Origin of the sequence: Paraglaciecola hydrolytica (assembly GCF_001565895.1) — a bacterium.
GTDB lineage: Bacteria > Pseudomonadota > Gammaproteobacteria > Enterobacterales > Alteromonadaceae > Paraglaciecola > Paraglaciecola hydrolytica.
In genome coordinates this window covers 35,085-58,223 of sequence record NZ_LSNE01000003.1, presented here as the reverse complement: position 1 = coordinate 58,223, position 23,139 = coordinate 35,085, and the positions used below count along the sequence as shown (strand labels likewise).

At 40.8% G+C, this 23,139-nt stretch carries 24 protein-coding genes; 8 read left to right on the top strand and 16 right to left on the bottom strand.

Features of this window, described 5'->3' with window-relative positions:
• Positions 1 to 15 precede the first annotated feature (15 nt).
• Complete coding sequence (locus AX660_RS02795) at positions 16 to 969, bottom strand: phospholipase A (RefSeq protein WP_068372241.1); 954 nt, start codon at positions 967 to 969, stop codon at positions 16 to 18.
• Positions 970 to 1,169: 200 nt separating this feature from the next.
• Between AX660_RS02795 and rarD the strand changes: the two genes are divergently transcribed.
• Positions 1,170 to 2,069 (top strand): EamA family transporter RarD, encoded by a 900-nt coding sequence (gene rarD / locus AX660_RS02790; RefSeq protein WP_082768714.1) that lies wholly within the window; start codon positions 1,170 to 1,172, stop codon positions 2,067 to 2,069.
• Here the strand turns inward: rarD and AX660_RS02785 are convergent.
• From AX660_RS02785 to lptM, 7 genes are all read right to left on the bottom strand, one after another.
• Complete coding sequence (locus tag AX660_RS02785) at positions 2,066 to 3,307, bottom strand: GGDEF domain-containing response regulator (protein ID WP_068372238.1); 1,242 nt, start codon at positions 3,305 to 3,307, stop codon at positions 2,066 to 2,068. The genes rarD and AX660_RS02785 overlap by 4 nt on opposite strands.
• Positions 3,308 to 3,415: 108 nt before the next feature.
• The gene (gene uvrD, locus AX660_RS02780; RefSeq protein ID WP_068372235.1) at positions 3,416 to 5,584 is read right to left on the bottom strand and encodes a DNA helicase II; all 2,169 of its coding nucleotides are present in this window, start codon (positions 5,582 to 5,584) and stop codon (positions 3,416 to 3,418) included.
• A gap of 140 nt (positions 5,585 to 5,724) precedes the next feature.
• Complete coding sequence (locus tag AX660_RS02775) at positions 5,725 to 6,456, bottom strand: HAD-IA family hydrolase (RefSeq protein ID WP_068372231.1); 732 nt, start codon at positions 6,454 to 6,456, stop codon at positions 5,725 to 5,727.
• 117 nt (positions 6,457 to 6,573) lie between these two features.
• Positions 6,574 to 7,272, bottom strand: a complete 699-nt coding sequence (locus tag AX660_RS02770; RefSeq protein ID WP_068372228.1) for a DUF484 family protein — start codon at positions 7,270 to 7,272, stop codon at positions 6,574 to 6,576.
• Positions 7,269 to 8,099, bottom strand: a complete 831-nt coding sequence (gene dapF / locus AX660_RS02765; RefSeq protein ID WP_068372225.1) for a diaminopimelate epimerase — start codon at positions 8,097 to 8,099, stop codon at positions 7,269 to 7,271. The genes AX660_RS02770 and dapF overlap by 4 nt, the downstream gene beginning before the upstream one ends.
• Positions 8,100 to 8,259: 160 nt before the next feature.
• Positions 8,260 to 9,510, bottom strand: coding sequence for a diaminopimelate decarboxylase (lysA, locus tag AX660_RS02760; protein ID WP_068372222.1), 1,251 nt, complete (start codon positions 9,508 to 9,510; stop codon positions 8,260 to 8,262).
• Between the two features lies 1 nt (position 9,511).
• On the bottom strand, positions 9,512 to 9,673 hold the full coding sequence (gene lptM, locus AX660_RS22730; protein WP_082768713.1) for an LPS translocon maturation chaperone LptM: 162 nt from the start codon (positions 9,671 to 9,673) through the stop codon (positions 9,512 to 9,514).
• Positions 9,674 to 9,896: 223 nt separating this feature from the next.
• Here lptM and rraA point away from each other — a divergent pair, with 223 nt between their 5' ends.
• A complete protein-coding gene (rraA, locus tag AX660_RS02755; RefSeq protein ID WP_068372219.1) occupies positions 9,897 to 10,382 on the top strand; it encodes a ribonuclease E activity regulator RraA in 486 nt (161 codons plus the stop codon).
• 79 nt (positions 10,383 to 10,461) lie between these two features.
• Here the strand turns inward: rraA and AX660_RS02750 are convergent, their stop codons facing one another.
• From AX660_RS02750 to fldB, 3 genes are all read right to left on the bottom strand, one after another.
• Entirely contained in the window at positions 10,462 to 10,869 is a 408-nt protein-coding gene (locus tag AX660_RS02750; RefSeq protein ID WP_068372216.1) for an ExbD/TolR family protein, read from the bottom strand.
• A 115-nt stretch (positions 10,870 to 10,984) separates the two neighbouring features.
• A complete protein-coding gene (locus AX660_RS02745; protein ID WP_068372213.1) occupies positions 10,985 to 11,773 on the bottom strand; it encodes a CLCA_X family protein in 789 nt (262 codons plus the stop codon).
• Between the two features lie 6 nt (positions 11,774 to 11,779).
• Positions 11,780 to 12,322 (bottom strand): flavodoxin FldB, encoded by a 543-nt coding sequence (gene fldB / locus AX660_RS02740; RefSeq protein WP_068372210.1) that lies wholly within the window; start codon positions 12,320 to 12,322, stop codon positions 11,780 to 11,782.
• 306 nt (positions 12,323 to 12,628) lie between these two features.
• Between fldB and AX660_RS02735 the strand changes: the two genes are divergently transcribed.
• The gene (locus tag AX660_RS02735; RefSeq protein WP_068372207.1) at positions 12,629 to 13,768 is read left to right on the top strand and encodes a hypothetical protein; all 1,140 of its coding nucleotides are present in this window, start codon (positions 12,629 to 12,631) and stop codon (positions 13,766 to 13,768) included.
• Between the two features lie 53 nt (positions 13,769 to 13,821).
• Here the strand turns inward: AX660_RS02735 and msrA are convergent, their stop codons facing one another.
• The gene (gene msrA, locus AX660_RS02730; protein WP_068372204.1) at positions 13,822 to 14,361 is read right to left on the bottom strand and encodes a peptide-methionine (S)-S-oxide reductase MsrA; all 540 of its coding nucleotides are present in this window, start codon (positions 14,359 to 14,361) and stop codon (positions 13,822 to 13,824) included.
• Between the two features lie 189 nt (positions 14,362 to 14,550).
• Here msrA and AX660_RS02725 point away from each other — a divergent pair, with 189 nt between their 5' ends.
• The 3 genes from AX660_RS02725 (at position 14,551) to AX660_RS02715 (ending at position 17,249) form a co-directional block, all read left to right on the top strand.
• The gene (locus AX660_RS02725; RefSeq protein ID WP_082768712.1) at positions 14,551 to 14,964 is read left to right on the top strand and encodes a thiol-disulfide oxidoreductase DCC family protein; all 414 of its coding nucleotides are present in this window, start codon (positions 14,551 to 14,553) and stop codon (positions 14,962 to 14,964) included.
• A gap of 3 nt (positions 14,965 to 14,967) precedes the next feature.
• Complete coding sequence (locus AX660_RS02720) at positions 14,968 to 15,711, top strand: SDR family NAD(P)-dependent oxidoreductase (protein ID WP_068372201.1); 744 nt, start codon at positions 14,968 to 14,970, stop codon at positions 15,709 to 15,711.
• Positions 15,712 to 15,827: 116 nt separating this feature from the next.
• Positions 15,828 to 17,249 (top strand): sodium-dependent transporter, encoded by a 1,422-nt coding sequence (locus AX660_RS02715; RefSeq protein WP_068372198.1) that lies wholly within the window; start codon positions 15,828 to 15,830, stop codon positions 17,247 to 17,249.
• A 45-nt stretch (positions 17,250 to 17,294) separates the two neighbouring features.
• Here the strand turns inward: AX660_RS02715 and AX660_RS02710 are convergent, their stop codons facing one another.
• Both AX660_RS02710 and AX660_RS02705 read right to left on the bottom strand, forming a co-directional pair.
• Positions 17,295 to 18,125, bottom strand: a complete 831-nt coding sequence (locus AX660_RS02710; protein WP_068372195.1) for an SDR family oxidoreductase — start codon at positions 18,123 to 18,125, stop codon at positions 17,295 to 17,297.
• A gap of 35 nt (positions 18,126 to 18,160) precedes the next feature.
• On the bottom strand, positions 18,161 to 18,943 hold the full coding sequence (locus AX660_RS02705; RefSeq protein WP_068372192.1) for a DUF2884 family protein: 783 nt from the start codon (positions 18,941 to 18,943) through the stop codon (positions 18,161 to 18,163).
• A 301-nt stretch (positions 18,944 to 19,244) separates the two neighbouring features.
• On the opposite strand from AX660_RS02705, the gene AX660_RS02700 reads away from it, so the two are divergent.
• Positions 19,245 to 19,442, top strand: coding sequence for a hypothetical protein (locus AX660_RS02700; RefSeq protein ID WP_068372190.1), 198 nt, complete (start codon positions 19,245 to 19,247; stop codon positions 19,440 to 19,442).
• 233 nt (positions 19,443 to 19,675) lie between these two features.
• Entirely contained in the window at positions 19,676 to 21,001 is a 1,326-nt protein-coding gene (locus tag AX660_RS02695; protein ID WP_068372187.1) for a mechanosensitive ion channel family protein, read from the top strand.
• On the opposite strand, the gene AX660_RS02690 is transcribed toward AX660_RS02695, so the two are convergent.
• Together AX660_RS02690 and AX660_RS02685 are read right to left on the bottom strand one after the other, a co-directional pair.
• Positions 20,998 to 22,248 carry a mechanosensitive ion channel family protein gene (locus AX660_RS02690; protein WP_068372183.1) on the bottom strand — a complete coding sequence of 417 codons (1,251 nt, stop codon included), beginning with the start codon at positions 22,246 to 22,248 and terminating at the stop codon, positions 20,998 to 21,000. The genes AX660_RS02695 and AX660_RS02690 overlap by 4 nt on opposite strands.
• The gene (locus AX660_RS02685; protein ID WP_082768711.1) at positions 22,245 to 23,138 is read right to left on the bottom strand and encodes an acyltransferase; all 894 of its coding nucleotides are present in this window, start codon (positions 23,136 to 23,138) and stop codon (positions 22,245 to 22,247) included. The genes AX660_RS02690 and AX660_RS02685 overlap by 4 nt, the downstream gene beginning before the upstream one ends.
• Position 23,139 lies beyond the last annotated feature (1 nt).

Below are 23,139 nucleotides of genomic sequence, written 5' to 3'. Positions count from 1 at the left end.
TTGCTCAGCTAAGAGTTAAAAAAATGCCAACTGTACACCTAGTCCAATACGCTGCTGGTGGCGGTTGTAGTCGATCAGTGAGTCGCCATAACCATTAAAATACTGCAATAACAGGTTATATCTAGCACTTAGTGCATAAGATAAGTTGAGTTCAATACTGCCTTTGTTGTTGTTAACTTTAAGGTTGTTACGCACCAGTGTTAACAAATCAAAATTACCCAATTTAGTACCAAATCCTAATTCTATGTGGCCTAAAAAGTCGGTGATATCAGGGTTGTCATCTCCTTCGGTATCATTCATATCTAATTTGTCGTCTTCTGGGATGCGGTACCAAGTTTTAACGTAGTAAAAAGCATTGGCATCGCTAAACAGAGCTGAGGCAAATAGCCGGTTCCAACTACGCGAACGTGCACCACTCTGGCCATTTGATTGGTGATTAAAACCCACTTGCAATTGATTAAATTCAAATCCCAAAATCGTTAGCGAATTTTGAAAGCTATAAAATATTTCTGGTTCGTAGTTAGTTTCACGAAAGGGCTTTGATATCTTGCCATTGTATACTTGCCAAAAAGACATGGCGGTAAAACCAAAATACAAACCCGAGGTGTTTTCTTCATGCAAGTACAGTGGAAACTTAATGCTGATCTGATATTTGGCTTCGAAGTTGTCGAGATTTAGATCGCCTAAACCATCAATATCGATGTCATTAGGATTACTTGCCCACGAGACAGGCAAGATATAGTTAAGCCGGTGCTGAGCAATAGAAAAGGGAATGGCCACCAAGGCACTGTCTGCCTTGCCCCTTTTTTGTAAAATAGAGATTACCGGCTCTACCACAGCGACTGCTGGTTTATCGCTCGTTTGCTCTTTAGTGAGCTCTTTTTCTGGCTCTTGAGCATAAACAGGCTTGAGTAAAAGTATCCAAATAGCTGTTGATAGGAGGCGTTTGATATGTGGTTTTGAATCCATTTTTTGCTGGTACTCCTCAGCATTTTGACTGGTGTAGCTTGCTGGCCATTTATGTATTTTGAATTTTACCAGCTAAGTAACGATCTGTTTACCTTTTATGTCCTGTTAAGCCTATAAGGTATTTGTGACAAGATTGCTTTTCGTCGTCGCCTACGACAAACTTGCGCTGAAATTTTTTCCTTTTCACCTGAGTAACTTCATTGAACGATAAAACCCTAAAGTCAGGCGCTATTTTTGCGCTGGCCGCCTATTTTATGTGGGGAGTAGCACCGCTTTATTTCAAATTGCTACAAGCCATGCCGGCGCGCGAAATCCTCATGCACCGTATCGTGTGGTCTGCTGTAGTGTTGGTAATTTTGGTTGTAATGAGCGGCAAGTTGCCACAGGTTAAAAGTGCCCTCAGAAATGCAAAAGTGATGGCTATCTTGTTGTTATCTGGCATTTTACTGGCGGCCAATTGGCTGTTATTTATTTGGGCGATAAATAGTGACCATCTATTAGATGCAAGTTTAGGTTATTACATTAACCCTTTGCTCAATGTATTGTTTGGGCGTTTGTTTTTTCAGGAAAAGCTCAGGCGCATGCAACAAATTGCGGTTGCTCTAGCATTTATTGGGGTGACGATTTTAATAATATCTTTTGGGCAGTTACCTTGGATCGCGTTGGCACTAGCACTGACTTTTGCTTTTTATGGTTTGTTACGTAAAAAAGTGGCGGTGGATTCTTTGCCTGGTTTGCTATTAGAAACCTTGATGATGTTACCCTTTGCCGTGTTTTATTGGGTCTATTTTAGTTCTGAACTCAGTAATCTCAGTACTAATGAGTGGTCACTTAATATGACTCTCATTAGCGCAGGCATTGTAACCACCGCGCCGCTCTTGTGTTTTACCGCCGCAGCTAGACGTTTACGTTATTCCACCTTAGGATTTTTTCAGTATTTAGGCCCGAGCATTATGTTTGTAATGGCTGTTTGGGTATTTCATGAGCCACTCGACAAGGCGCGTTTAATCACTTTTGTCTTTGTTTGGCTGGCCTTATTTGTGTTTAGTTATGATTCTTATCATACCTACCGCAAAGGGAAACAAGTGGTAAAAGACTAATTACTAACAACCTGATTACGGCCGTTGTTTTTAGCTTTATACAACAACTCATCGGCCATGCGGATCATACTACTGATGTCACCTTTAGTTTGATGGGTTAAACCGATGCTGACTGAGCAATTAAAACTATGTTGCTCAAATTGATAGTTTTGGGTGGCGAGACTGATACGAAAATCTTCCAGTACTTTATGCACGTCGGCGGCTTCTACGTTGCAGAAATAAACACAAAACTCCTCTCCGCCAAAACGTGCTGCGGTGTAATCCGCAAAATGCTCAGCAACCAGCTTGGCAATCTCCTTTAGGGTGTAATCTCCACAATCATGGCCATAGCTATCGTTGATCTGTTTAAAGTGATCAACGTCAATAATGGCTAAACTTTGCAAGACGGGCTTGTGGCTTTGACTCGCTTGGACTTTTTCGAAAAAATAACGGCGATTAGGTAAACCCGTCAAAAAATCTGAGTCAGCGGCACGTCGAATCAGTTCAATATTTTCCATATATTCAACGTTTTGCATGATACGGCAAAAAAACTCTTCGTGATGATAGGGTTTTAATAGGTAATCGTTGGCACCACTTTTAATATAACGTGCGGATAAAGCCGAATTTTTGCTATTCGATAAACCAATCACCGCGAGGTCTTCTTTTTTAAAATTTTGGCGTAGTTCACTCAGCAACTCAATGGCGTTCATCTTGGGCAAACCATCATCGTCAACCAGAATAAGTTTGATAATACTAAATCGCTGCATGATGTTGAGCGCCTGTTCGGCATCTGGCGCTTCAAAAGTAATAAAGTTATGGCGGCGCAACAACGACACCATAGCGGCTCGGCGTGCACGAATGGCATCAACTACCAACACCCCTACTTTTTTGTTTTTTTCAAGGCGTGACAATAAACGACTTAAATATTCATAAACCTGAGTGTTTTCTTTGGTGATGTAATCTACCACCTCTTTTTTGAGGATGGCATCACGGCGTTCGTCATCAAGATAACGGGTAACCACTACAGTGGGTAAAAAAGAACTTAAAGTAAAATCAATGGCTTGGCCTTTAGGGGCATCTGGCAGTTCGTAATCCACTACTGCACATAAAAATTCTTCTGGCTCCGAAGAAGAAAAAATATGTTTGGCTTCAATCAAATTAGTGGCACATATGGGCTTTAACTTAGCTTTAGTGATTAGCTCGCGCATGAGTTTCATGCTGGCTGGGTGATCTTCGATGATCAACACTTTACGTGACATAGGAGCTTAATGTAGTCATGGGTTTATACAACCCAATTTATCAGAACCTCGCGAAAAGAGAAAAGTTATCTGTAATTAACTTTCCTAAATCGCGTCGTACTATAACTATTAGGCAGGGTTTAGTTTAGCAAAAGACAATACTAACCATTTGCTGCCAAATTCATCAAAGTTGATTTGGATACGGGCGTGCTCCCCCGCTCCTTCGTAATTAAGTACTGTGCCCTCACCAAATTTAGGATGGCTTACGCGCTGACCCAGCGAAAACCCAGTAGAGTCAAAAGCAGTATGTCCAGTAACTGGACTAAACCTGTTATGCACTGGGCGAGAGATGGTGGTACGCAAACGCACTTCTTCAATATATTCGCTGGGGATCTCTTTAATAAAACGCGACGGAGTGTGGTATTTCTCTTGGCCGTATAAACGGCGATTTTCCGCATAGGTAATATAAAGTTTTTGCATGGCGCGAGTCATGCCCACGTAACATAAACGTCGTTCTTCTTCGATTTTGCCTGGCTCTTCGTTACTCATTTGACTTGGGAACATGCCTTCTTCTACCCCTGCGAGTATAACAAGAGGAAATTCAAGTCCCTTAGCCGTATGGATAGTCATCATCTGCACAGCGTCTTGATGACTTTCGGCCTGTGTTTCGCCTGACTCTAAAGTAGCGTGGGCCAAAAAGGCTGACAAAGGACTCATGTTTTCTGCTTCGTCGGGGGGAGTAAATTGTTTACAGGCGGTGACAAGTTCTTCAAGGTTTTCGATACGAGTCTGCGCCTTTTCGCCTTTTTCGGCTTTATACATCGCAAACAAACCAGAATGTTTAATCACATGATCGGCTTGCTGTTCTAAATTTAATTCATTGATATCATGCTGTAGTTGTTTGATTAACTTAATAAAATTATCCAAAGCAGACAGTGCTCTGCCCGACAAACGTTTTTCTTCAATCAACTGTACTGCGGAAAGCCATAAAGACTGTTCGTTCTCTTTGGCGACCTCACGCACTAAACTTAGGGTTTTATCACCGAGTCCACGAGTGGGTGTATTGACGATACGTTCGAAAGCGGCATCGTCGATGTTTTGGTTGATTAGACGCAAATATGCCAAAGCATCACGTATCTCTTGGCGTTCGAAAAAGCGTAATCCACCGTAAATACGATAGGCAATAGATTCTTGTAATAAGGCTTCTTCAAGTACCCGTGATTGGGCGTTGTTGCGGTATAAGATGGCACAATCAGCTAAGGCATAACCTTTGTCGCGCCAATCCTTGATACGTGAGACGTTGAATCTAGCTTCGTCCAGTTCGTTAAACCCGGCGTATAAAGAAATTAACTCGCCTTCGGCATCTTCAGTCCACAATTCTTTGCCTAAACGCCCTTCGTTATTGCTGATCACGGCATTAGCCGCGCGCAATATATTGCCTGAGGAGCGATAATTTTGTTCTAAACGAATGGTTTTAGCTTGGCTGTAATCGCGTAAAAAGTGCTGGATATTCTGCACATTTGCGCCGCGCCAGCCATAAATAGACTGGTCATCATCACCTACAATGATCATATTATTAGCAGGGCAAGCTAACAAACGTAACCACGCATATTGAATGTTGTTGGTATCTTGAAATTCATCCACCAGAATGCAACGAAAACGTTGTTGGTAATGAGCCAATACATTTGGGTTATGTAGCCACAGTTCATGGGCGCGAAGTAATAACTCGGCAAAATCTACTAAACCAGCACGGTCACAAGTTTGTTGATAAACCTGATAGATTTCACGCATTTTTTGTTGGCTGGCATCACCATGGGTTTCGATATGTTCGGGCCGTAAACCTTCATCTTTATTGCCATTGATGTACCACTGCACGTGTTTAGGTGCCCAGTGTTTTTCATCGAGATTTAAACTTTTGAGCACTCTGCGCACTAAACGATATTGATCATCCGAATCAAGGATCTGAAAGTTTTCGGGTAATTTAGCTTCAGCATAATGGGCGCGTAATAAACGATGAGCAATGCCGTGAAAAGTACCAATCCACATATTACGCAGGGCAGAGCCTTGTAATTGCTCAACCCGGCCACGCATTTCGCGGGCGGCTTTGTTGGTAAAGGTTACCGCTAAAATACTATAGGGTGCTAAACCTTCTACATCCATTAACCACGCCATACGATGCACTAATACGCGGGTTTTGCCACTACCGGCACCGGCTAAAATCAGCATGTCTGACGCGGGGGCAGCAACAGCTTCACGTTGCTTGTCGTTTAACTCATCGAGTAGTCGAGATACATCCATTACAGTATTAACTTACTTTACTTTTTGCAGGAGTATATCAGGAGTACTGTAATTAAATACACCTCTAAGCTAGACGAATGTTGCGTAGTACCATTAATAATAGTGATTCTTTTATATCTGCTTGCGCTGTTCTAAAATTTTTACCTTGCATTAAGCGAGTCAAATTCAAGCAGTTCATCAAGCTTATGAAGTTGAATGTTCGGAACTAAGAACATTAATTCTTTATTTAGATTCATGTTTCGATCATGAGCATACCAGGCACTTTGAAAACCTGCTTTAATGGCGCCAAACACGTCGTTTTGCAAGTTATCACCTACATGTAAAATTTGCCCTGCTTGTAGGTTTAATAAGGATTTGCTGGCATCAAACATAGCTTTATGGGGTTTCATAGGCTGTGCCATATTGGCTTTGAAAATATGCACAAAGTAGGGGGCTAAACCAATTTGTTCAAGATTAACATTGCCATTAGTAATTGCCACCAATGGGTAACGCTGGGCTAGTTGAATTAATAAAGAATGAATGTTTTCATTTATTTTAAAATTGCTACGGTGGAAATAAAAACTCTCAAAGCTGTGGTTAACTAAATCTTTTAATTGAAGCCCCTTGTAACCCAATTTACTGAAAACACTGTTTAAAATATGTCGGCGTAATTCACCCATGTCATTTTTCAAATCAGGATTAAGCTGCAGTGCGGTTTGTTTGTAACGTCGCCAGTCGTCTGGATCCAAATCACTGGTAGAGGGATATTGCTGATGCAGATCTTTAAGAAAAGCCGCTTCGGCCACTGGCATATGGCTATTATTGTCGTAGAGGGTATCATCAAGGTCGAAGGTAATAGCTTGAAAAGGCTTAATTTTTTTGTAAAAAATCATAGTGGAATAGCTATTCTTTATATTTTCTATAAATTCATTGAGGCAAAAACGTGTTAGCTTGTCAGTGTGATTTAAGTTTTATACAGAAATTACCTATCACTATGGATAGGTACTGCCTTAGTACTTCATTAGTTTAGGTAATAGAATACTTAAAAATTGCTGAAGTTGAGTAATTAACAAGGTGTCCATATCAGGATGAAAATGGCTGGGATCTTTGCTGCTGATCGCCAGCATGCCTAACTCACCTAAATCTCCCAACAGCAATAAGGCAACCGAGTTGGCTTGTTGCTCAGGAAACAATAACTTCCTTTCATGCTCACTTAGGCGGCCAAAAAAGAACTTATCGCGCTTGAACCGTTTTTCGATAAACAAATGACGCTGAATTTCTGGAAAGGCATGGGCGCCAATAAAATGTTTAATTACTACAGCTTCGAGGTGTAAACGTTCTTGCATGACTTCTTCGAGTACAAACCTCAATTCATCCAAGGTCTCACAACTTAGAATACGTAAATTTAAATCGGCGTAGACACGATAAATTTGTTCATTCTGACGGGCAATGGAGATCAGTTGATTGAGCTTGTAATTTAGTAGACGCACTTTGGTACGTAATTGTTCGCTTTGCAACTCGACCAGTGACACACTGCCTTTATGGGCATGGGGAATTTCTAAACTTTCCAATAAACTGGCGTGTTTAAGAAAAAAATCGGGATGGGTAAGCAAGAATTCGGCAACTTCTGAAGCATAACGAGTATGCTCGTCATCAAAGTCGCTGGTTAAGTCCAAATTGCTTTTTTGTTGTCCCGACGTTTCGCTCATAGATTAATGATCCCATCAAAAATATGTTCTGCTGCACCTGTCATTTTTAACACCGCGTCCTTACCTGGCCATTTAATCTTTAAACTACCACCGGGTAAATCCACTCTGACGTCCTTACTCAATTTATTCTGAAGCTGGCCTACGGCTACCGCTGCACAAGCTCCACTGCCACAAGCGAGGGTTTCACCTGAACCTCGTTCAAACACTCGCAGTTTAATATGGCTGGGATTAATTATCTGCATAAATCCAACATTAACGCCTTCTGGAAAGCGTTCATGTTTTTCCAGTAATGGCCCCAAGGTTGCCACATCAGTTTGTTGTACATCATCTACTAATAATACGCAATGTGGATTACCCATAGAAACTGCACCGCAGAAAAAAGTATGTTCTTGCGCCCGAATAATATAGGTTTTTTCTTGTTTATTCGCTTTAAGGGGAATGAGTGCCGGATCAAAGATTGGCGTGCCCATATTAACGGTAACCATGCCGTCTTTTTCCAAATACAACACCATACGGCCCGCCTTGGTGCTCACTACTATTTTATTACGGTTAGTTAAACCTTTCATTTTAACAAAACGCGCAAAACAACGGGCGCCATTGCCACATTGTGATACTTCTGAGCCATCAGCATTAAAAATACGATAGTGAAAATCTTGTTCTGGATCGTAGGGCGGCTCTACTATGAGTAGTTGGTCAAAGCCAATGCCAAAATTTCGGTCAGCCAATTGCTGGATTTTCTCTTTTGAGAAAAACGCATTTTGGGTAACGTTATCGATAACCACAAAGTCGTTACCTAAACCTTGCATTTTTGAAAAGTGGATTTGCATTTTTACTACTTAACTCAATTCGAATTCTGACTTACTGATAAACCAAGTAAGAAAGATAACATTGGCAATTTATATCATTTCGTAGAATAACTGACTATGTCTTTAATCAGGAACAAAGAAAATAATCCGGCTATTGGCCTAGCCGGATTATAAATCTGTTTTAAGCAGGTATATGCTCACCCATAAACAGTTGCTCGATGGTTTCACGCTCGCGCACAACATGCACATTGTTTCCATCAACCAAGATCTCGGCAGGGCGGCAGCGGCTGTTATAGTTTGAAGCCATCACAAAACCATAAGCACCTGCACTTCTAACTGCCAAATAGTCACCGGCAGCAATGGCTAGTTCACGCCCTTTTCCTAAAAAGTCACTGGTTTCACACACGGGACCAACGACATCGTAAACAGCGGCTTTATGGGTTGAATGTTGCTGTAAAGGCACAATTTGTTGCCAGGCCGAATATAAGGCAGGACGGATTAAGTCGTTCATGCCTGCATCCACTATGGCGAAGTTTTTCTCCGCGCCTTGTTTGATAAATTCGACCTTGGTTAACAATACCCCTGCATTTGCCACAATAGCGCGACCTGGCTCAAAAATAAGCTGTAAGGTTTCGCGTCCTTGCATACGTTGAGCTATAGCTTGAGCGTATTGGTCAGGATGAGGGGGATTTTCACCATTATAATTTACCCCTAAGCCACCACCGATGTCTAAATGGGCTATGTGGATCCCTAAGCTGGCTAATTCATCAATGAGAGCAAGTAAAATATTCAAGGCATCGACAAAAGGCTTCAAATCGGTGAGTTGTGAACCGATATGGCAGTCCATGCCTACTATGTCTAAGTTAGGTAGAGTCGTCGCATACTGGTATACCGCCACCGCTTGCTGACGCTCAACGCCAAATTTATTGTCTTTTAAACCGGTTGAAATATAAGGGTGGGTTTTAGCGTCAACATCTGGATTAACTCTTAAGGAGATGGGGGCGCGTTTGCCTAATTGCCCTGCAACTTGGTTAATGCGATCCAATTCGGGCAAAGACTCAACGTTAAAACATTTGATGCCGTGTTCAAGGGCTAGCGCAATTTCTTGTTCGGTTTTAGCTACGCCAGAAAATACGACTTTGGCAGGATCGCCCCCGGCTTTTAATACACGGCTTAATTCGCCACCAGAAACAATATCAAAACCTGAACCCAACTTAGCCATCACGTTAAGCACAGCTAAATTAGAATTGGCTTTGACCGCATAACAAACCAAATGAGGATGATTACCCGCTGCTTTATCAAAGGCTAACCAGTGACGTTCAATTGTCGCTTTGGAATACACATAACAGGGAGTGCCGTGTTTTTTGGCAATATCGCTTAATAAGGTGTCTTCAGCACAAAGTTGCTGAGCTTTATAACTAAAATGATCCATCTCAACGGGGTTCCTGTTGGTTAGATGTGGCGGATGAAGTTGATTCTATAGGTTGATTCGTGGCTGGCTCTGTTGGCATAGTCAAAGGACCTTTTTGCCCACAAGCACTTAGACCAAACAGGCAAACGGCAATAAAACCGACTAATTTGATGTTTTTGAACATGGTTTTATACCAAAAATAACAGCATGGTCTAATGATGTCATTTGCCGGGCAAAAAACAAAGTACCTTGAGCCTAATCGGTGCTAATAAAATGTTAGCCGTTAATAACATGAGATAAGGAATAAAGTGCTAAAAAAATCAGTAGATTATGCATAAATGATGGCATTGCTTTAGAGTGCCAGTATACTGATATCTACAAAGTCGTCATCACATTGAGGAATTCAAATGGAATACAATACTTCTGCGTTGTGTGATTTATTTGCTGACAGTGTTGATGTGGTTGAACCCATGTTTGTTAGCTTTGGTGGTCGTTCTTCTTACGGTGGAATTATTACAACCGTTAAATGTTTTGAAGATAAAGGACTGGTATTAAAAGTATTATCTCAACCCGGAGTTGGCAAAATTTTGTTGATTGATGGTGGTGGCTCAATGCGCCGTGCCTTGATCGATGCCAGTGCCGCCCAACTTGCTTATGAAAATGGCTGGGAAGGCATAGTCTGTTATGGCAGTGTGCGTGAAGTGGACGACTTAGAAGAAATTAATATAGGCATACATGCCATCGCAGCTATACCAGTAGGTGCCGACGATCAAGAAACAGGTGAAGTGGATATCGCGGTAAATTTTGGTGGAGTAACCTTTTTACCAGAAGATCATTTATACGCCGATAGCACAGGTATTATTTTATCGCCTGAAGCTTTAGATCTTGAGTAAAACCAGAAAATATCAAATCGTATAAAACAAAACGCCGCTATAAAGCGGCGTTTTTTTAATAATTTACTGGTTAAAAACGTTATTTTCCAACCAACACAGATACATTATCGATACCTGCTTTTTTCACTTCGTTGATAACTTCAGTGACTAAACCGTGTTTCGCTTTTGGATGAGCTTGCACCGCTGCTGTATCTTGGTTGTTTTCAGCCAAGAAGCTTTGAATGTTGGCTTCAACGCGGCGAATATCAACTTCACGACCATTAACCACAATAGTGCCATCTTCATTAACACGAATAGCCAACGATTTTTTGGTTGTCTCAGGTGGAGGGGTATTAGAATCTTTTGGACGTAATACTTCCAAACCTTTCTCTTTCACAAATGAGGTGGTTACGATAAAGAAGATCAGCATGATGAACACTATGTCCAACATGGGGGTCATGTCAATTGCTGCTTCGTCGTCTGCGGAGCCGTGTTTTTTTCTTTTCATCGGTATTTATCGCCAATAAGTTGTATACGAATTTGCCTAGTATAAAGACAGTTTTGTTGCAGAGCATCTATTAATTCATTATGAATTAAGCCAAAACTCAAAAATAAAGTGGTTTTTATTTGTTTATAGCCTGCCCCAAATGACAAAAATAATCCAGTAGCTTGTGTGAAATACTTTGTCTTAATTTTGCTTGTGGGTAGATCCCAAGCTTAGCTTCAGGGCTTTGCTTGGTACCTTGTACTAAAAATGCGTTTTTTATGCGCTGATCTTGAATACAAGCTTCAAAGGCTCTAGCGAGCAATTCTTGTGGTTGTGCGTAGTAAAAATGATCTAAATGTTTATCGGCCAATACACTGCGCTCAACATATTCACTGGCTGTACGTTTATCTTCGGATAAAAAGGTGGTGGCAAAAACTTGATCTAGCTTTTGATTAAGTGGATGTTGATGCAACTGCCTGTCGGTTAGCCAAATAACAGAAGCAAATTCATCTGTTTTGCTATGTATAAACAATTTGTCACAAATATAGTGATCAAAGGCATGCATCCATTCGTGAGCTAAAGCACCTCCTCCGGCATTTTTAGCCAACGCGAGGGTTTTACTGGTGGATTCGTAATGGGCACTGCTATGTTTGTTACCACCGCTACCAAAAGCCAGCGACAAGTTGCCATTTAGCGAAATAACTCGTTCAGGTATCCCCAAAATATCCATCAAATCACACAGTGCATCAAAAAACAGGTTGGCAGCGAGCTGTTGTTCTTCTTTGTTAACCCATTTGCCTATGGTTACCGTGCGAAAACCAAACATTTTTACTATGTCATGAAAACTGACGTCGGCGCCATCACGATGGGAGGCACCATTTCGGTAATAAGGCTGATGGAGTCGAGGTGGTCTGGGCTCAGTCACGAGGTCTTATAATTCGTCTAACTCGGCAACAAGTTGCTGACACCACTGTTCGATTCTTGGTTCGGATTGCTCATATTGATTTTCATCATCTAGACATAGACCAACAAAATATTCACCATCGGCGATCAGTGCTTTGGATTGGGCAAAGTCATAACCGACGTTTTGCCAATAACCGACAAAGTTACAGCCTAATAGGGCTAATTCATCGTGCAACAAGCCCAATGCATCTTGAAACCAGTCGCTGTAACCAAGTTGGTCGCCTAGACCAAATAAGGCCACACTTTTATTGGCAAGCTGTAAGGAACTAATGTCATTCCAACTGGATTCCCAGTCTTCTTGTAATTCACCAAAATCCCAAGTAGAGATGCCAAAAATTAGGGTATCAAATTGTTCAGCTTGTTTGAGTGCACAGTCTTTAATATTAAAAAGCTCAACTTGTGTTGGAAACAACAGTTGGTTCAGACATGCCTGAATTTTTTCGGCGGCCATTTCGGTATAACAAGTACTAGAGCCATAAAACAGGCCTATTTTATTTGAAACATGTGTCATTATTTATTGCTTAGGGTTAGGTAAAAGGGCTATATCAATTGCACTGCTAGCATGATCTTATCATTGTGTTTTAGCTTAACAAAATTTGACGAGTAACCTAAGTATTGTTGTTTTTAAACTACTCTATTCTTGATTCAAGCTTAGTAAGTTTAAATAAGACCAAATAGTCTAACTAAGCCTAGATCTTAATTTAGTTAAACCCTAATATATGCCACCGAATGTGGTAACTGTGTACTGGCAACAACAAGTGTCATAGTGGCTTGTTAGATTAGTTTTACTTATACAAATTTTACTAATGGATTAAATATGAAATCAGTATTCGGCGTCTTACTAAGTGGCTGCCTGTTATTATCCGCTTGCACCCCTTCTGTGTCTGACATATCAGATATAACAGTCCCCAAAGAAGAGCTCACCTTCGGTGTATATGGACGTTGGATAACGGAACCAGATGGCTCAGTAATGCTGGATCCTCAACCATCTGGTCTTGTCAGATGGCGAGACAAGCTGGTTACTTTGAGTGATCGAAGTGCCATAGAGACACAGCGTTTACGTCTTCGTGCAATTGATCCAGTCAATGCTGGATTGACTGATGGTGGCATGAAAATGGTGCTTTCTACTGAAGTAAAACAGAGCTGTTTTGCTAGTTATATTGGTGACAACCCAGATCTTGAATCTCTGGTCGTAGATCCAGATGACGATTCGGTATTTTATATGATTACTGAAGATGCCACTTACGCTGAAGAACTGTCTCCAAGTTGTCAGCATAAATATCAAGACACGGGCTCTTCTGCATACCCTAACTTGTTGGTAAGACTACAACTGAGTGATGAACATAAGGTATTAATGACCCATGTTCGTCCTTTGCAATATGCTGCTGAATTAGCGGTTGGTGATTCACCAAACGATGGTATTGAAGCGCTGGCATTTGGTGCTAATCGTATTTTATATCTTGGTTTGGAGCGGGATAGTTTTAAACAGGCGCGCGTTTTCACTTTAAACATGGATGCAACTTTTTGGCAGAGTGATGAATTTGCTCCCGTCACGGATGCCAAACTTAAGTTACCTAAGTTTGAAAAAGGCAATCACCCCATCAATGGTATGGATTATTATCAAACCCAAAGTGGTGAGGGTTATCTTATTGCCTCTGCTCGTAACGACGGCAAACTATGGATTATTGATATCAGTGGTCAAAAAGAAACCCGTATCATAGCGATGGAGTTTTATGCGCAACTGACCAGTTCAACGGATAATTGCCAGGATTATGAAAAAATGCACAATGCTTCAATTGAAGGTGTGGCAGTAATAGATCAAACCCTGTGGATGATTAATGATCCTTGGAAAGAGGTTTATCCTAAAAACATTGTTTGTTTGCAAAATAAGAGCAATTACGAAAATTACTCACCATTGTTATTTAGCTTGGCTATTCGGCCTAGTTGGTTTGAATAAAGGATTTTGTTGCACTCCGGTTTATAGACTGGAGTGCAACTAGTTTGGTGTTTTTAAGATTTTAACAAACTGGCAAATTTCTTTTTAAACTTGGCCAATTTAGGTGCCACCACCATATTGCAATATTGGTTTTGTGGATTTTTACTAAAGTAGTCTTGGTGGTAATCCTCGGCCTGATAATAGTTATTCAAAGCGGTTATCTCAGTTACCACTGGGCTCGACCAGATTTCTTCTAATTCAATCTCATCAATGATTTGTTCGGCGACTTTTTTTTGCTCGTTATCGTGAAAGAAAATTTCACTGCGATACTGTGTACCTATGTCATTACCCTGACGATTTATTTGGGTAGGATTATGTAGGGCAAAAAATACTTCCAGAATATCGCGATAGGATATTTTATCTGCATCAAAGTTAACTCTGACTACTTCGGCATGGCCAGTTGTGCCATCACAGACCTGTTCGTAAGTCGGATTTGCTGTTTGACCACCTGCATAAGCGGAAAAAGCCGAGATCACTCCTTCTATGCTGTTAAAAGCAGATTCGATACACCAAAAACATCCACCCGCTAATGTTGCATGTTGAATATTTGCCAAAATGTTGTCTCCAAAAAACTGTGATTACAGGCTGTATTATCACTCTCGCTTGAGTTCAAGGCTACTCGTTACCTAAAATAAAATAAGTGTGATTGAGCAGAGTAAAATACTATCGATTTCTTTATACCTTAATCCAAATAGTACTTTCATACGTATGAACAGAGGTAATCAAGCTTAAAAGTGATTTTTATGAATACTCAGTTAACCGTTTTTTATGATGGCTATTGTCCCCTCTGTCTAGCTGAAATGGATAAACTAAAGGAGCTCGATAGCAAAAGACTTTTAGTTTTTGTCGATATTCAATCTTCGTTATTTGCTGAATGTTATCCACAGTTGAATTGGCAGCAACTCAATGCGCGTATTCACGGACAGTTGCCAGATGGTCGCATGATAAGCGGTTTAGATGTCACTTATTTAGCGTGGAAGTTAGTAGGCAAGGGCTGGGTTTATGCGCCGCTCAGATGGTGGGGTATTAAGTGGTTTGCTAATTGGTGTTATGTTTTTTTTGCTCGCCATAGATACCGAATTTCTTACTTGCTAACGGGCGAGAAACGTCTTGCAGAATCCCAAATTTGTAGCCCTTGTGAGGTAAAAAGGAGGTAAGGAATGTCGAAGTTAACCAGAGCTTTAGTGATCGGATCTTCTGGTGGCATTGGCCAAAGCCTAGTGCAACAGTTAGCTCTGTCTGAACGTTATTCCCAAGTATTTGCGGTTTCTCGTTACTTACCGAGTGCCCCAGTTGATGGTGTTCATTACCAGATTGTAAATAGTCATAATGAAGGCGATATTGCTAACTATTGTCAAAAAGTGTCCCATACTGAGGAACAATTTTCATTAATCGTTTGTTGCATTGGCTGCTTGTCCGAAAAACGAGGGTGTGGGGCTAGTATCAACCCTGAAAAGCGTTTAGAAGACTTAAATCAGGCACAACTAGAATATTATTTCCAGATTAATACTGTGTTGCCGGCGTTATGGCTCAAACATGTTGAACCACTAATGCGTGGTCCATTTCCCGCCAAACTAATCTTTCTCAGTGCCAGAGTAGGAAGCATTCAAGATAATAGTTTGGGTGGCTGGTATGGTTATCGAGCGTCCAAAGCGGCACTAAATATGTTGCTGAAAACCGCTCAAATTGAATTGCAGCGGCGCGCTAAAAATGTGTGCATTGTGAGTTATCATCCTGGTACGGTTGACACTAAATTATCACAGCCATTTCAAGCAAATGTTAAGCCTGAAAAGCTGTTTACTGCAGAATTTACGGTACAGCAATTGCTCTCTCAATTGCCTAATTTTAACCCTAGTCAGGGGCCCTATTTTATTGATTGGGCAGGTAAAACCATACCTTGGTGAAGCCTGTAAACTTTTTAGATTATCAATTTGTTGATCTTGAGCAACACACAAAAGACTTTTTTAAAGTGTGCTGTTAATATCAGCGGCTAATTATAAAAATAACACAGGAAATATCTATGGGTGCACCTCGCGAACAATTTGGCTCTCGCCTAGGTTTTATTTTAGCCGCAGCAGGTTCGGCTGTTGGTATTGGTAATATGGTGGGCTTTCCCGTTGCGGCAACCAAAAATGGTGGCGGTGCTTTTTTATTAATTTATGCCCTATTTGTCTTTTTAATATGTTTGCCTGTGATGATTGCCGAAATGTCGGTAGGTCGTCACAGCCGCAAAGATCCTCTTGGTGCTTACAATCAACTATCTGGAGGTGAAACTCACTGGAAAGTAGCCGGTTGGTTGTCGATTATTACTCCCTTCATGATCGCGGTGTTTTATTTGGTAATCACTGTTTGGCTTTTTGGTTATCTGTTTCAATCGGTAATAGGCAACCTGTCAGTATTGGCTGATCCCGCTACCTTTGGCGATTTTATTAATGCACCCAGTTTGTTTTTGTATATGGTCGCTGTTGTCGCCATTGTTTATTTAATTCTGCAGGGTGGAGTGAAAGAAGGTATTGAAAAAGGTGCAAAGTTAATGATGCCGGCATTGTTTGTCATGCTCATTGCTTTGGTCATTTTTGTATTAACCTTAGACAATGCCATGGCCGGGGTTGAATATTACTTAGTTCCTGACTTTTCAAAAATTGATGCTTCAGTAGTCAGTGCCGCACTGTCTCAGGCCTTTTTCTCTTTGTCGCTGGGCATGGGTATCATGATCACTTATGGCTCTTATATCGACAACATGGCCGATGTACCTAACTCAGCAAAACTGGTCGCTTTGACCGACACGGCTGTAGCCTTTATTGCTGGTTTATTGATATTGCCCGCAATTTTTTCGTTTAATCCTGCTACTAATGCCGCTGATTTAAGTGACTCGTCAGTGGGCATGATATTCTCTTTTTTACCTAAGATATTTTTAGCCTTACAAGTCACCATTGGTTATTTGGGGGCGAGTATAGTCGCGAGCTTATTCTTTTTATTGGTATTTTTTGCCGCGATTACGTCATTGGTTTCAATTTTCGAAGTGCCTGTGGCGGCCTTAATGGATGAAAAACAATATAGCCGGAAAAAAGCCTTAGGCGTGCTGGGATTGTTATTGGTGGTGATGTCGGTATTGGCGTCAATGTCCTTTGGGATCGCCAGCTTTTTTACCGAGTTTGTAAGTTACGCAGGCCAAACTAAATCGCTATTTGATATTATTGTTGATGTTTTCTACGACACGATCTTGCCACTGAATGGTTTGCTAATTTGTATTTTTGTTATTTATCGCTGGAAAAAAGCTAACTTTAACGCCGAACTTGATAAAGGCGCGCCTCATTATAAAGGCAGCTGGTTTGAGCGTTACGTGGACTTTTCGGTAGGGACCTTTATTCCGGTTATTCTACTGTTAATCTTTATTAATACCGTAGCCTTGAAATTTTTTGGTCAGGCTTTGATAGGTTAGTACTCATATTTGAGAATCACCAAGCCAGACTTCAGTCTGGCTTTTTTACTCTTTACTATAAGCTCCCAGCATATCGTAAGGGCTAGGATATTTGAGTTCTAAGCCCAGTTTATTGCATGTCCATTGCGCATTAATCTGTTTACCTGTTTTATCTTCTTCACTGGGTAAAAAAGTAGGTTCTACTAAATTTAGTTTACTACAGGCCCATTGATAATAAGTTTGACGGCTAGGGTGATCATTGGCGCAGAGGTGCAGAATGTGGCCAAAATGTTGGCCTTGCATAATAAGCTTTATCGCCTCAATAACATCTTGCTGGTGGACCAAGTTTACTCTTTGTAAGGGGTTGGCTAAGTCGGTTTTTGCCGCTAGATGTTTAGCAGGATGACGCTCTTGTCCGACTAATCCCGCCAATCTTAAGATACAGGCATTATGTTTAAATACGTCCAATACACATTGTTCAATTTGCAGGTGAGCTTGGCCTGATAGGGTAGTGGGCTGGCAGACTGATTGCTCGATGATTTCTCCTTGTGCCTCACCATAGACAGCGGTAGTACTGATAAAAAATAAGTTTTGAGTGCCCTTAAATTTGGCTTGTTTGACTAAGTTGCACATGTGCTCAATAAAAAAGTCGGCTTGGATGTGTTTGCCACCGGGTGGCACATTAAGAATAAGCAGATCAGACTGCAATACGGCTTGCATTGTCTCTTTGTTAAGCTCATCTCCAAGATTGAATTGCTGCACTAGTAAACCAAGTTGTTGTAGTTGCTGTAGCTTAGCTTTGGATCGGCAAGTGGCCACAATGTTGTGGCCACTTTTTAGGAGCTGCTGTGCTAATGGCTGGCCTAACCAGCCACAACCCACAATAGATATCTGCATAGCGTATTTTACATCAGAGTCAAAAACCTAATTTATCACATTGCGTGATGGTTTTGTTCGACTCGCAGGATGTTTAAGTCAGCTAATGCGGGTATCGATTTTTGTAATTGAGTTTCGATAAGGTCAACTTTAGCTAAACCATGACATAGCGCATCGGCTCTTGCTTCAATGCCACTGGTTTGGTATTCAACCCGTTGTTCGATATCTTGACCAAAACGTTCCATTTTGGCTTCGAAGGCATCCATATCCCCACCGCCAAACAATAATTCGCTGCCTATGGAGAGCATGATTCTGCCGATAGAGTTGGCAACCACGTCTTCAATGGCGTCTTCAAATTCATCTTCCCATTCGTTGCTAAGAAAGTTGCCGTCATCAAAATTCGCTGAGTTTAAACGGATTTCGCCGTTTTGAGCGTAAAAGTTGTTTTGGATATGCTCACCAAGTTCGTTTAGTTTTAAGGTTAAGGTATCCACCGCGTCGCTGTCATTTCCGAGTAATTCATTAAACACTTCGTTAATGGTTACACTGGCAAGTTGTACTGCATCGCTGGCAATACGCGCGGCTTGGGGAGCTGCTGCATAAATACCCGCATAATAAGCCGAAACTAAATTTTGCTGCTCGGCATTTAATTTAATGTGTTTGCCATTCACGTATAGCTGATTGTTTTCCTGGATAAGCACTTTAGTTTTATCCGAAGTAGTGATGGTAAGTACTCGGTTTTCAAGTTGTAAATTGCCATCAAAATTAATGTCACATTCGTTGGCCATCACGATATTAGTATTTACCAGCATTAATCCGGCAAGTAATAAAGGGCGCATAATCTTCTCCACTAGGTTTATTTCGGTTTTTACTTATTGTTGTTATTGATAGAGCAAGGCCTAGGCCAAAAATAAAAATCATTTAAAAACAATGTATTAAGATATTTTTCAGGTTTTTTGAGGAAAATAGAATTAGTATGGTTGGTGTAAATAGCTAACTAGTGGTGGATTACGCTATAAGGTTTGTAGGCGTTGAGGGGAAGATAAGGCATTTTGTTGTTTTAAAAAATTGTCATCCTAAGGAGCTATCGCTTACAATTCACTTCTTAACAAAGAACTCTATGGTTGTAAGGATAATTTTATGGGTAACTGGCTTGAGCCGCTAATTTTTGGTTTAGCATTAGTCGCATTTGTATTAGGTTTGAGTAGCTTGATCATGAGCGCCCTTCCTCAACCTGCAGGCGCTGAGACAATGAAAACCAAAGTGGAATACAGTTTTTTTGGTATAGCAGGCATTGTGGTTTGCATTGTGTGTGCTTACGCACTTTCCACCATATAAAATTTTTATATACACTTCTTCCTTGCAGCCACGACTTGTTGGCTGCACTCTTTCACATTAATTTGTCTGAATCACTTAGCGAGCTAAGCTCATAAGGTCACATTCATTTTCCGCCGCCGCGCAATTTCAATGATTTGGGAGGAAGCCGGTCAATACTGGTTTCTATCAAACGGGTTAATTTTGCTATGATGGCTATGCACAAGTGTGTTTATCAAAACAGGTAGTAACGTCGTATGACTTTTAGTACTGAATATTTTGCCAGCTTATTCGCAGATTTATTGGTAAAGCTGCAACATGCCTTTAGTAATCCTTCCACTTATTTTCAGATCATTTTCATTCTTGCGGTGTATTTGTGTGCTTATTTGTTGGCGCGTAAAATTCGGCAACGTTTTGGGATTAGTGCCACTGTCAACGGTGAATATAGTCATCCAGTACAAAAATTGATAGCTCGACTAGGCATGGTATTTTATCCACTGCTTGCCATTATCTTGTTGAAAGTCACCACTGAAATAAGTGAACACATTCAATATACCGCTTGGATCATTAATACCGCTTATGTCATTGCGGTTATTCTGTTTTTTTATTCTTGTATTACTGCCTTCGTTTCTCATCGTTTTATCGCGGGCTTATTTAAATGGTTAGGTTTGCCGACTTTAATTTTGCATTTAACCGGCTATTTACCTGATGTTATTCAGGTGTTGGAAGAAATCTCACTTAATGTCGGTAATGTGGGGATTTCTGCTTATGGCTTGGTAAGAGTATTAATATTTGGCGCATTGTTATTTTGGTTGGGGCGAGTGTCAAATAGCTTTGGCAAGGAGATAATTCGTAAACAAGAATCCATTGATATCCGCACCCGAGAGGTGTTCAGTAAGTTATTTGAAGTAGGCTTGTTTTGTGTCATTTCATTGTTATTGCTCAATGTGATGGGCATTAATTTAACGGCGCTGGCGGTATTTGGTGGTGCGGTTGGTGTAGGGTTAGGGTTGGGCTTACAGTCCATCGCTTCTAACTTTATTTCGGGCATTATCATTTTGCTTGATCGTTCGTTAACCGTTGGAGATTTTGTTGAATTAGACGATGGTAGCAAAGGGTATGTGCGAGAGTTTCGTATGCGTTATGCGGTGCTCGAAACCTTTGATGGTAAAGACATAGTTGTTCCCAACGAAAAATTTATATCATCCCTTTTTATCAATTGGACCCACAAAGATCCCAAACAGCGTTTCAGGGTGGATTTTTCCGTACCTTATGCCACCGATGTGCGCAGTTTGGTGGAAATTATCAAGGTTGCCGTAGCCGAGCATCCTCAGGTCATTAGTGGGGAAGATATTCCCATTGAAGAAAGGCCTGATTGTGAAATCGATAGTTTTGGTGATTCAGGTATTAATATGTTTGTGGAGTTTTGGATGAGCGGAGTGGATGATGGTAAAAATCGAGTAGGGGGTGACTTAATGCTAATCATTCTTGAAACCCTCAAAGCTAACGGCATTGAAATTCCCTTCCCTCAAAGAGAAGTTACTATTCTTAATCCTCAAGCCAATAAGGGCCCTAAGGATTAGTTTTGTAGGCTTCTGTCACTGACACGTTGATAAGCGCGTAAATGAAAGGCCGGTAAAATGGCGAGCAGATGATCAAAAATATCTGCCTGTATACCTTCGTAATTGATCCAGTTTTTGTCGGCACTGAAACAGTAGATTTCTAATGGCACGCCAAGCTCGGTAGGTGGCAGCTGTCTCACCATCAAGGTCATGTCTTTATTGATTTTACTGTGATTGGCTAAATACGCTTGCATATAGGCACGCAAAGTCCCGATATTGGTTAAGCGCCGGCTATTTATTAAATCTTGTGTATCAATTTTTTGTTCGCTGTGGAAAGCCTGTAACTCTTCTTTTTTCTGTTGAATATAAGCCTTTATATAACGAATAGTGGAATATTCTTTGAGCATATCTTCATCACAAAAACGAATACTTTGAATATCAATATTAATCGAACGTTTAATTCTGCGGCCGCCAGATTCACTCATGCCGCGCCAGTTTTTTACGGGTTCAGCAATAAGTGCATAAGTGGGGATAGTGGTAATGGTTTTATCCCAATTTTGTACTTTTACTGTGGTTAAACCAACCTGTAATACATCACCGTCAGCGCCGTATTGCGGCATGGAAATCCAGTCACCGGTATTGACCATACGATTAGCCGCAATTTGGATACCTGCCACAAAACCTAAAATAGTATCTTTAAACAACAACAATAGGATGGCAGTAACCGCGCCAAGACCAGACAGCAGTATTAGCGGCGATTTATCCAAAATATTAGATATGATCAGCAATAAACCAACGATTACCATAAAAAGTTTAGCCACTTGAATAAATCCAGTGATAGGCGCTTTTTTCGCGAGATTGGAGGCGTTATAACTGTCTTCTATGGTATTGAGTAAGGCACTGATTGATCTTACTACCGCTATCAATGCATAAATAACCGCGGTCTTTTGTAAGAAGCTGAGTAACAGTTCATTACCAATAAACAAAGGAGAGAGGACATAAATGACGATAGAGGGAGCTAAGTGGCTGGCACGCCGGAAAAAACCATGCTGATGTAATTCATCATCAAAGGTGTTTTTGGTGCGCATGATTAATTTAGTAAGATTACCACTTAACACAATGCTGCATATTTTGAGGCTGATCCAGGCTAAACTGGCAATGACCAAAAAGGCACTTATTTGAAACAACCAACCCTCTGCACTGATGGTTAAATCGAAGTAGGCAAAACTGTCTATGACTGCCTGGGTAATTTGTTCATTAGTTTTCACGTTTTATCCATATCGTTAATTTGTTGGTCTTTTTCTTGCCATTTTTGGTTTAACCATGACTGAAAAGCCATTCTGAAATCTTCATCATTGAAGTAGTCGCCAATAATAGCATTATTGATGGCGTGCACTTTAACTCGCAGTACCACGGTTTTTAACTTACCACTGAGTAGGGCCACTATGGCACTGCCTGAGGTCTTGGGGTACAAAATAGTCACGTCTAATACACTGTTAAATAGTTCTCCCATCGCTGCCAAGGTAAAGGCAATACCTCCGGCTTTAGGTGGCAATAATTTCTGATACGGGCTGTTACGCAACCGGTGTTTCTCGGCGGTGAAACGACTACCTTCAACAAAGTTGATCACCGTTGTGGGGTGTAATTTGAATTTTTCGCAGGACTTTTTAGTCGTCGCAATGTCTTTACCTTTTAAATGCGGATTTTTGGCAATAAAGGCGCTGCTATAACGTTGCATAAAAGGCATATCTAAAGCCCAAGCGCCGACACCGATAAATGGTAACCAAATGAGCTCTTTTTTCAGAAAAAACTTGGGGGCGGGAATTCTGTCAGCGGCAAATTCGGTAAGGATAACAATGTCGAGCCAACTTAGATGATTAGACATCATTAGATACCAGTCATTTTTACTTAAGTGACCATCAACTTGATAGTCAAATTCCACTTTGTTGGTCAGTTTAATTATCTTTACACTGACTTTACTAAAAGCAAATAACATGAAATTAAGTAACACATTCAGCGGGCGAACAAAGAGTGAGAAAGGTAGTAGGAGTTTGAGCAAGCCAAACAAGACAACAAGGGTAGCCCAAAACATAATATTGGCCACTTGCAGAAATAAATGCAGTGGAAATAACACTACAACAGGTAAAAAACTAAACATC

Coding starts and splice junctions, on each gene's coding strand:
- lptM (WP_082768713.1), bottom strand. CDS start 9,673: ATGTTCAAAAACATCAAATTAGTCGGTTTTATTGCCGTTTGCCTGTTT.
- AX660_RS02775 (WP_068372231.1), bottom strand. CDS start 6,456: ATGATTTTTTACAAAAAAATTAAGCCTTTTCAAGCTATTACCTTCGAC.
- AX660_RS02770 (WP_068372228.1), bottom strand. CDS start 7,272: ATGAGCGAAACGTCGGGACAACAAAAAAGCAATTTGGACTTAACCAGC.
- AX660_RS02695 (WP_068372187.1), top strand. CDS start 19,676: ATGACTTTTAGTACTGAATATTTTGCCAGCTTATTCGCAGATTTATTG.
- lysA (WP_068372222.1), bottom strand. CDS start 9,510: ATGGATCATTTTAGTTATAAAGCTCAGCAACTTTGTGCTGAAGACACC.
- AX660_RS02685 (WP_082768711.1), bottom strand. CDS start 23,138: ATGTTTAGTTTTTTACCTGTTGTAGTGTTATTTCCACTGCATTTATTT.
- AX660_RS02700 (WP_068372190.1), top strand. CDS start 19,245: ATGGGTAACTGGCTTGAGCCGCTAATTTTTGGTTTAGCATTAGTCGCA.
- AX660_RS02715 (WP_068372198.1), top strand. CDS start 15,828: ATGGGTGCACCTCGCGAACAATTTGGCTCTCGCCTAGGTTTTATTTTA.
- AX660_RS02735 (WP_068372207.1), top strand. CDS start 12,629: ATGAAATCAGTATTCGGCGTCTTACTAAGTGGCTGCCTGTTATTATCC.
- fldB (WP_068372210.1), bottom strand. CDS start 12,322: ATGACACATGTTTCAAATAAAATAGGCCTGTTTTATGGCTCTAGTACT.
- uvrD (WP_068372235.1), bottom strand. CDS start 5,584: ATGGATGTATCTCGACTACTCGATGAGTTAAACGACAAGCAACGTGAA.
- dapF (WP_068372225.1), bottom strand. CDS start 8,099: ATGCAAATCCACTTTTCAAAAATGCAAGGTTTAGGTAACGACTTTGTG.
- rraA (WP_068372219.1), top strand. CDS start 9,897: ATGGAATACAATACTTCTGCGTTGTGTGATTTATTTGCTGACAGTGTT.
- AX660_RS02720 (WP_068372201.1), top strand. CDS start 14,968: ATGTCGAAGTTAACCAGAGCTTTAGTGATCGGATCTTCTGGTGGCATT.
- AX660_RS02705 (WP_068372192.1), bottom strand. CDS start 18,943: ATGCGCCCTTTATTACTTGCCGGATTAATGCTGGTAAATACTAATATC.
- AX660_RS02785 (WP_068372238.1), bottom strand. CDS start 3,307: ATGTCACGTAAAGTGTTGATCATCGAAGATCACCCAGCCAGCATGAAA.
- AX660_RS02710 (WP_068372195.1), bottom strand. CDS start 18,125: ATGCAGATATCTATTGTGGGTTGTGGCTGGTTAGGCCAGCCATTAGCA.
- AX660_RS02750 (WP_068372216.1), bottom strand. CDS start 10,869: ATGAAAAGAAAAAAACACGGCTCCGCAGACGACGAAGCAGCAATTGAC.
- AX660_RS02795 (WP_068372241.1), bottom strand. CDS start 969: ATGGATTCAAAACCACATATCAAACGCCTCCTATCAACAGCTATTTGG.
- AX660_RS02725 (WP_082768712.1), top strand. CDS start 14,551: ATGAATACTCAGTTAACCGTTTTTTATGATGGCTATTGTCCCCTCTGT.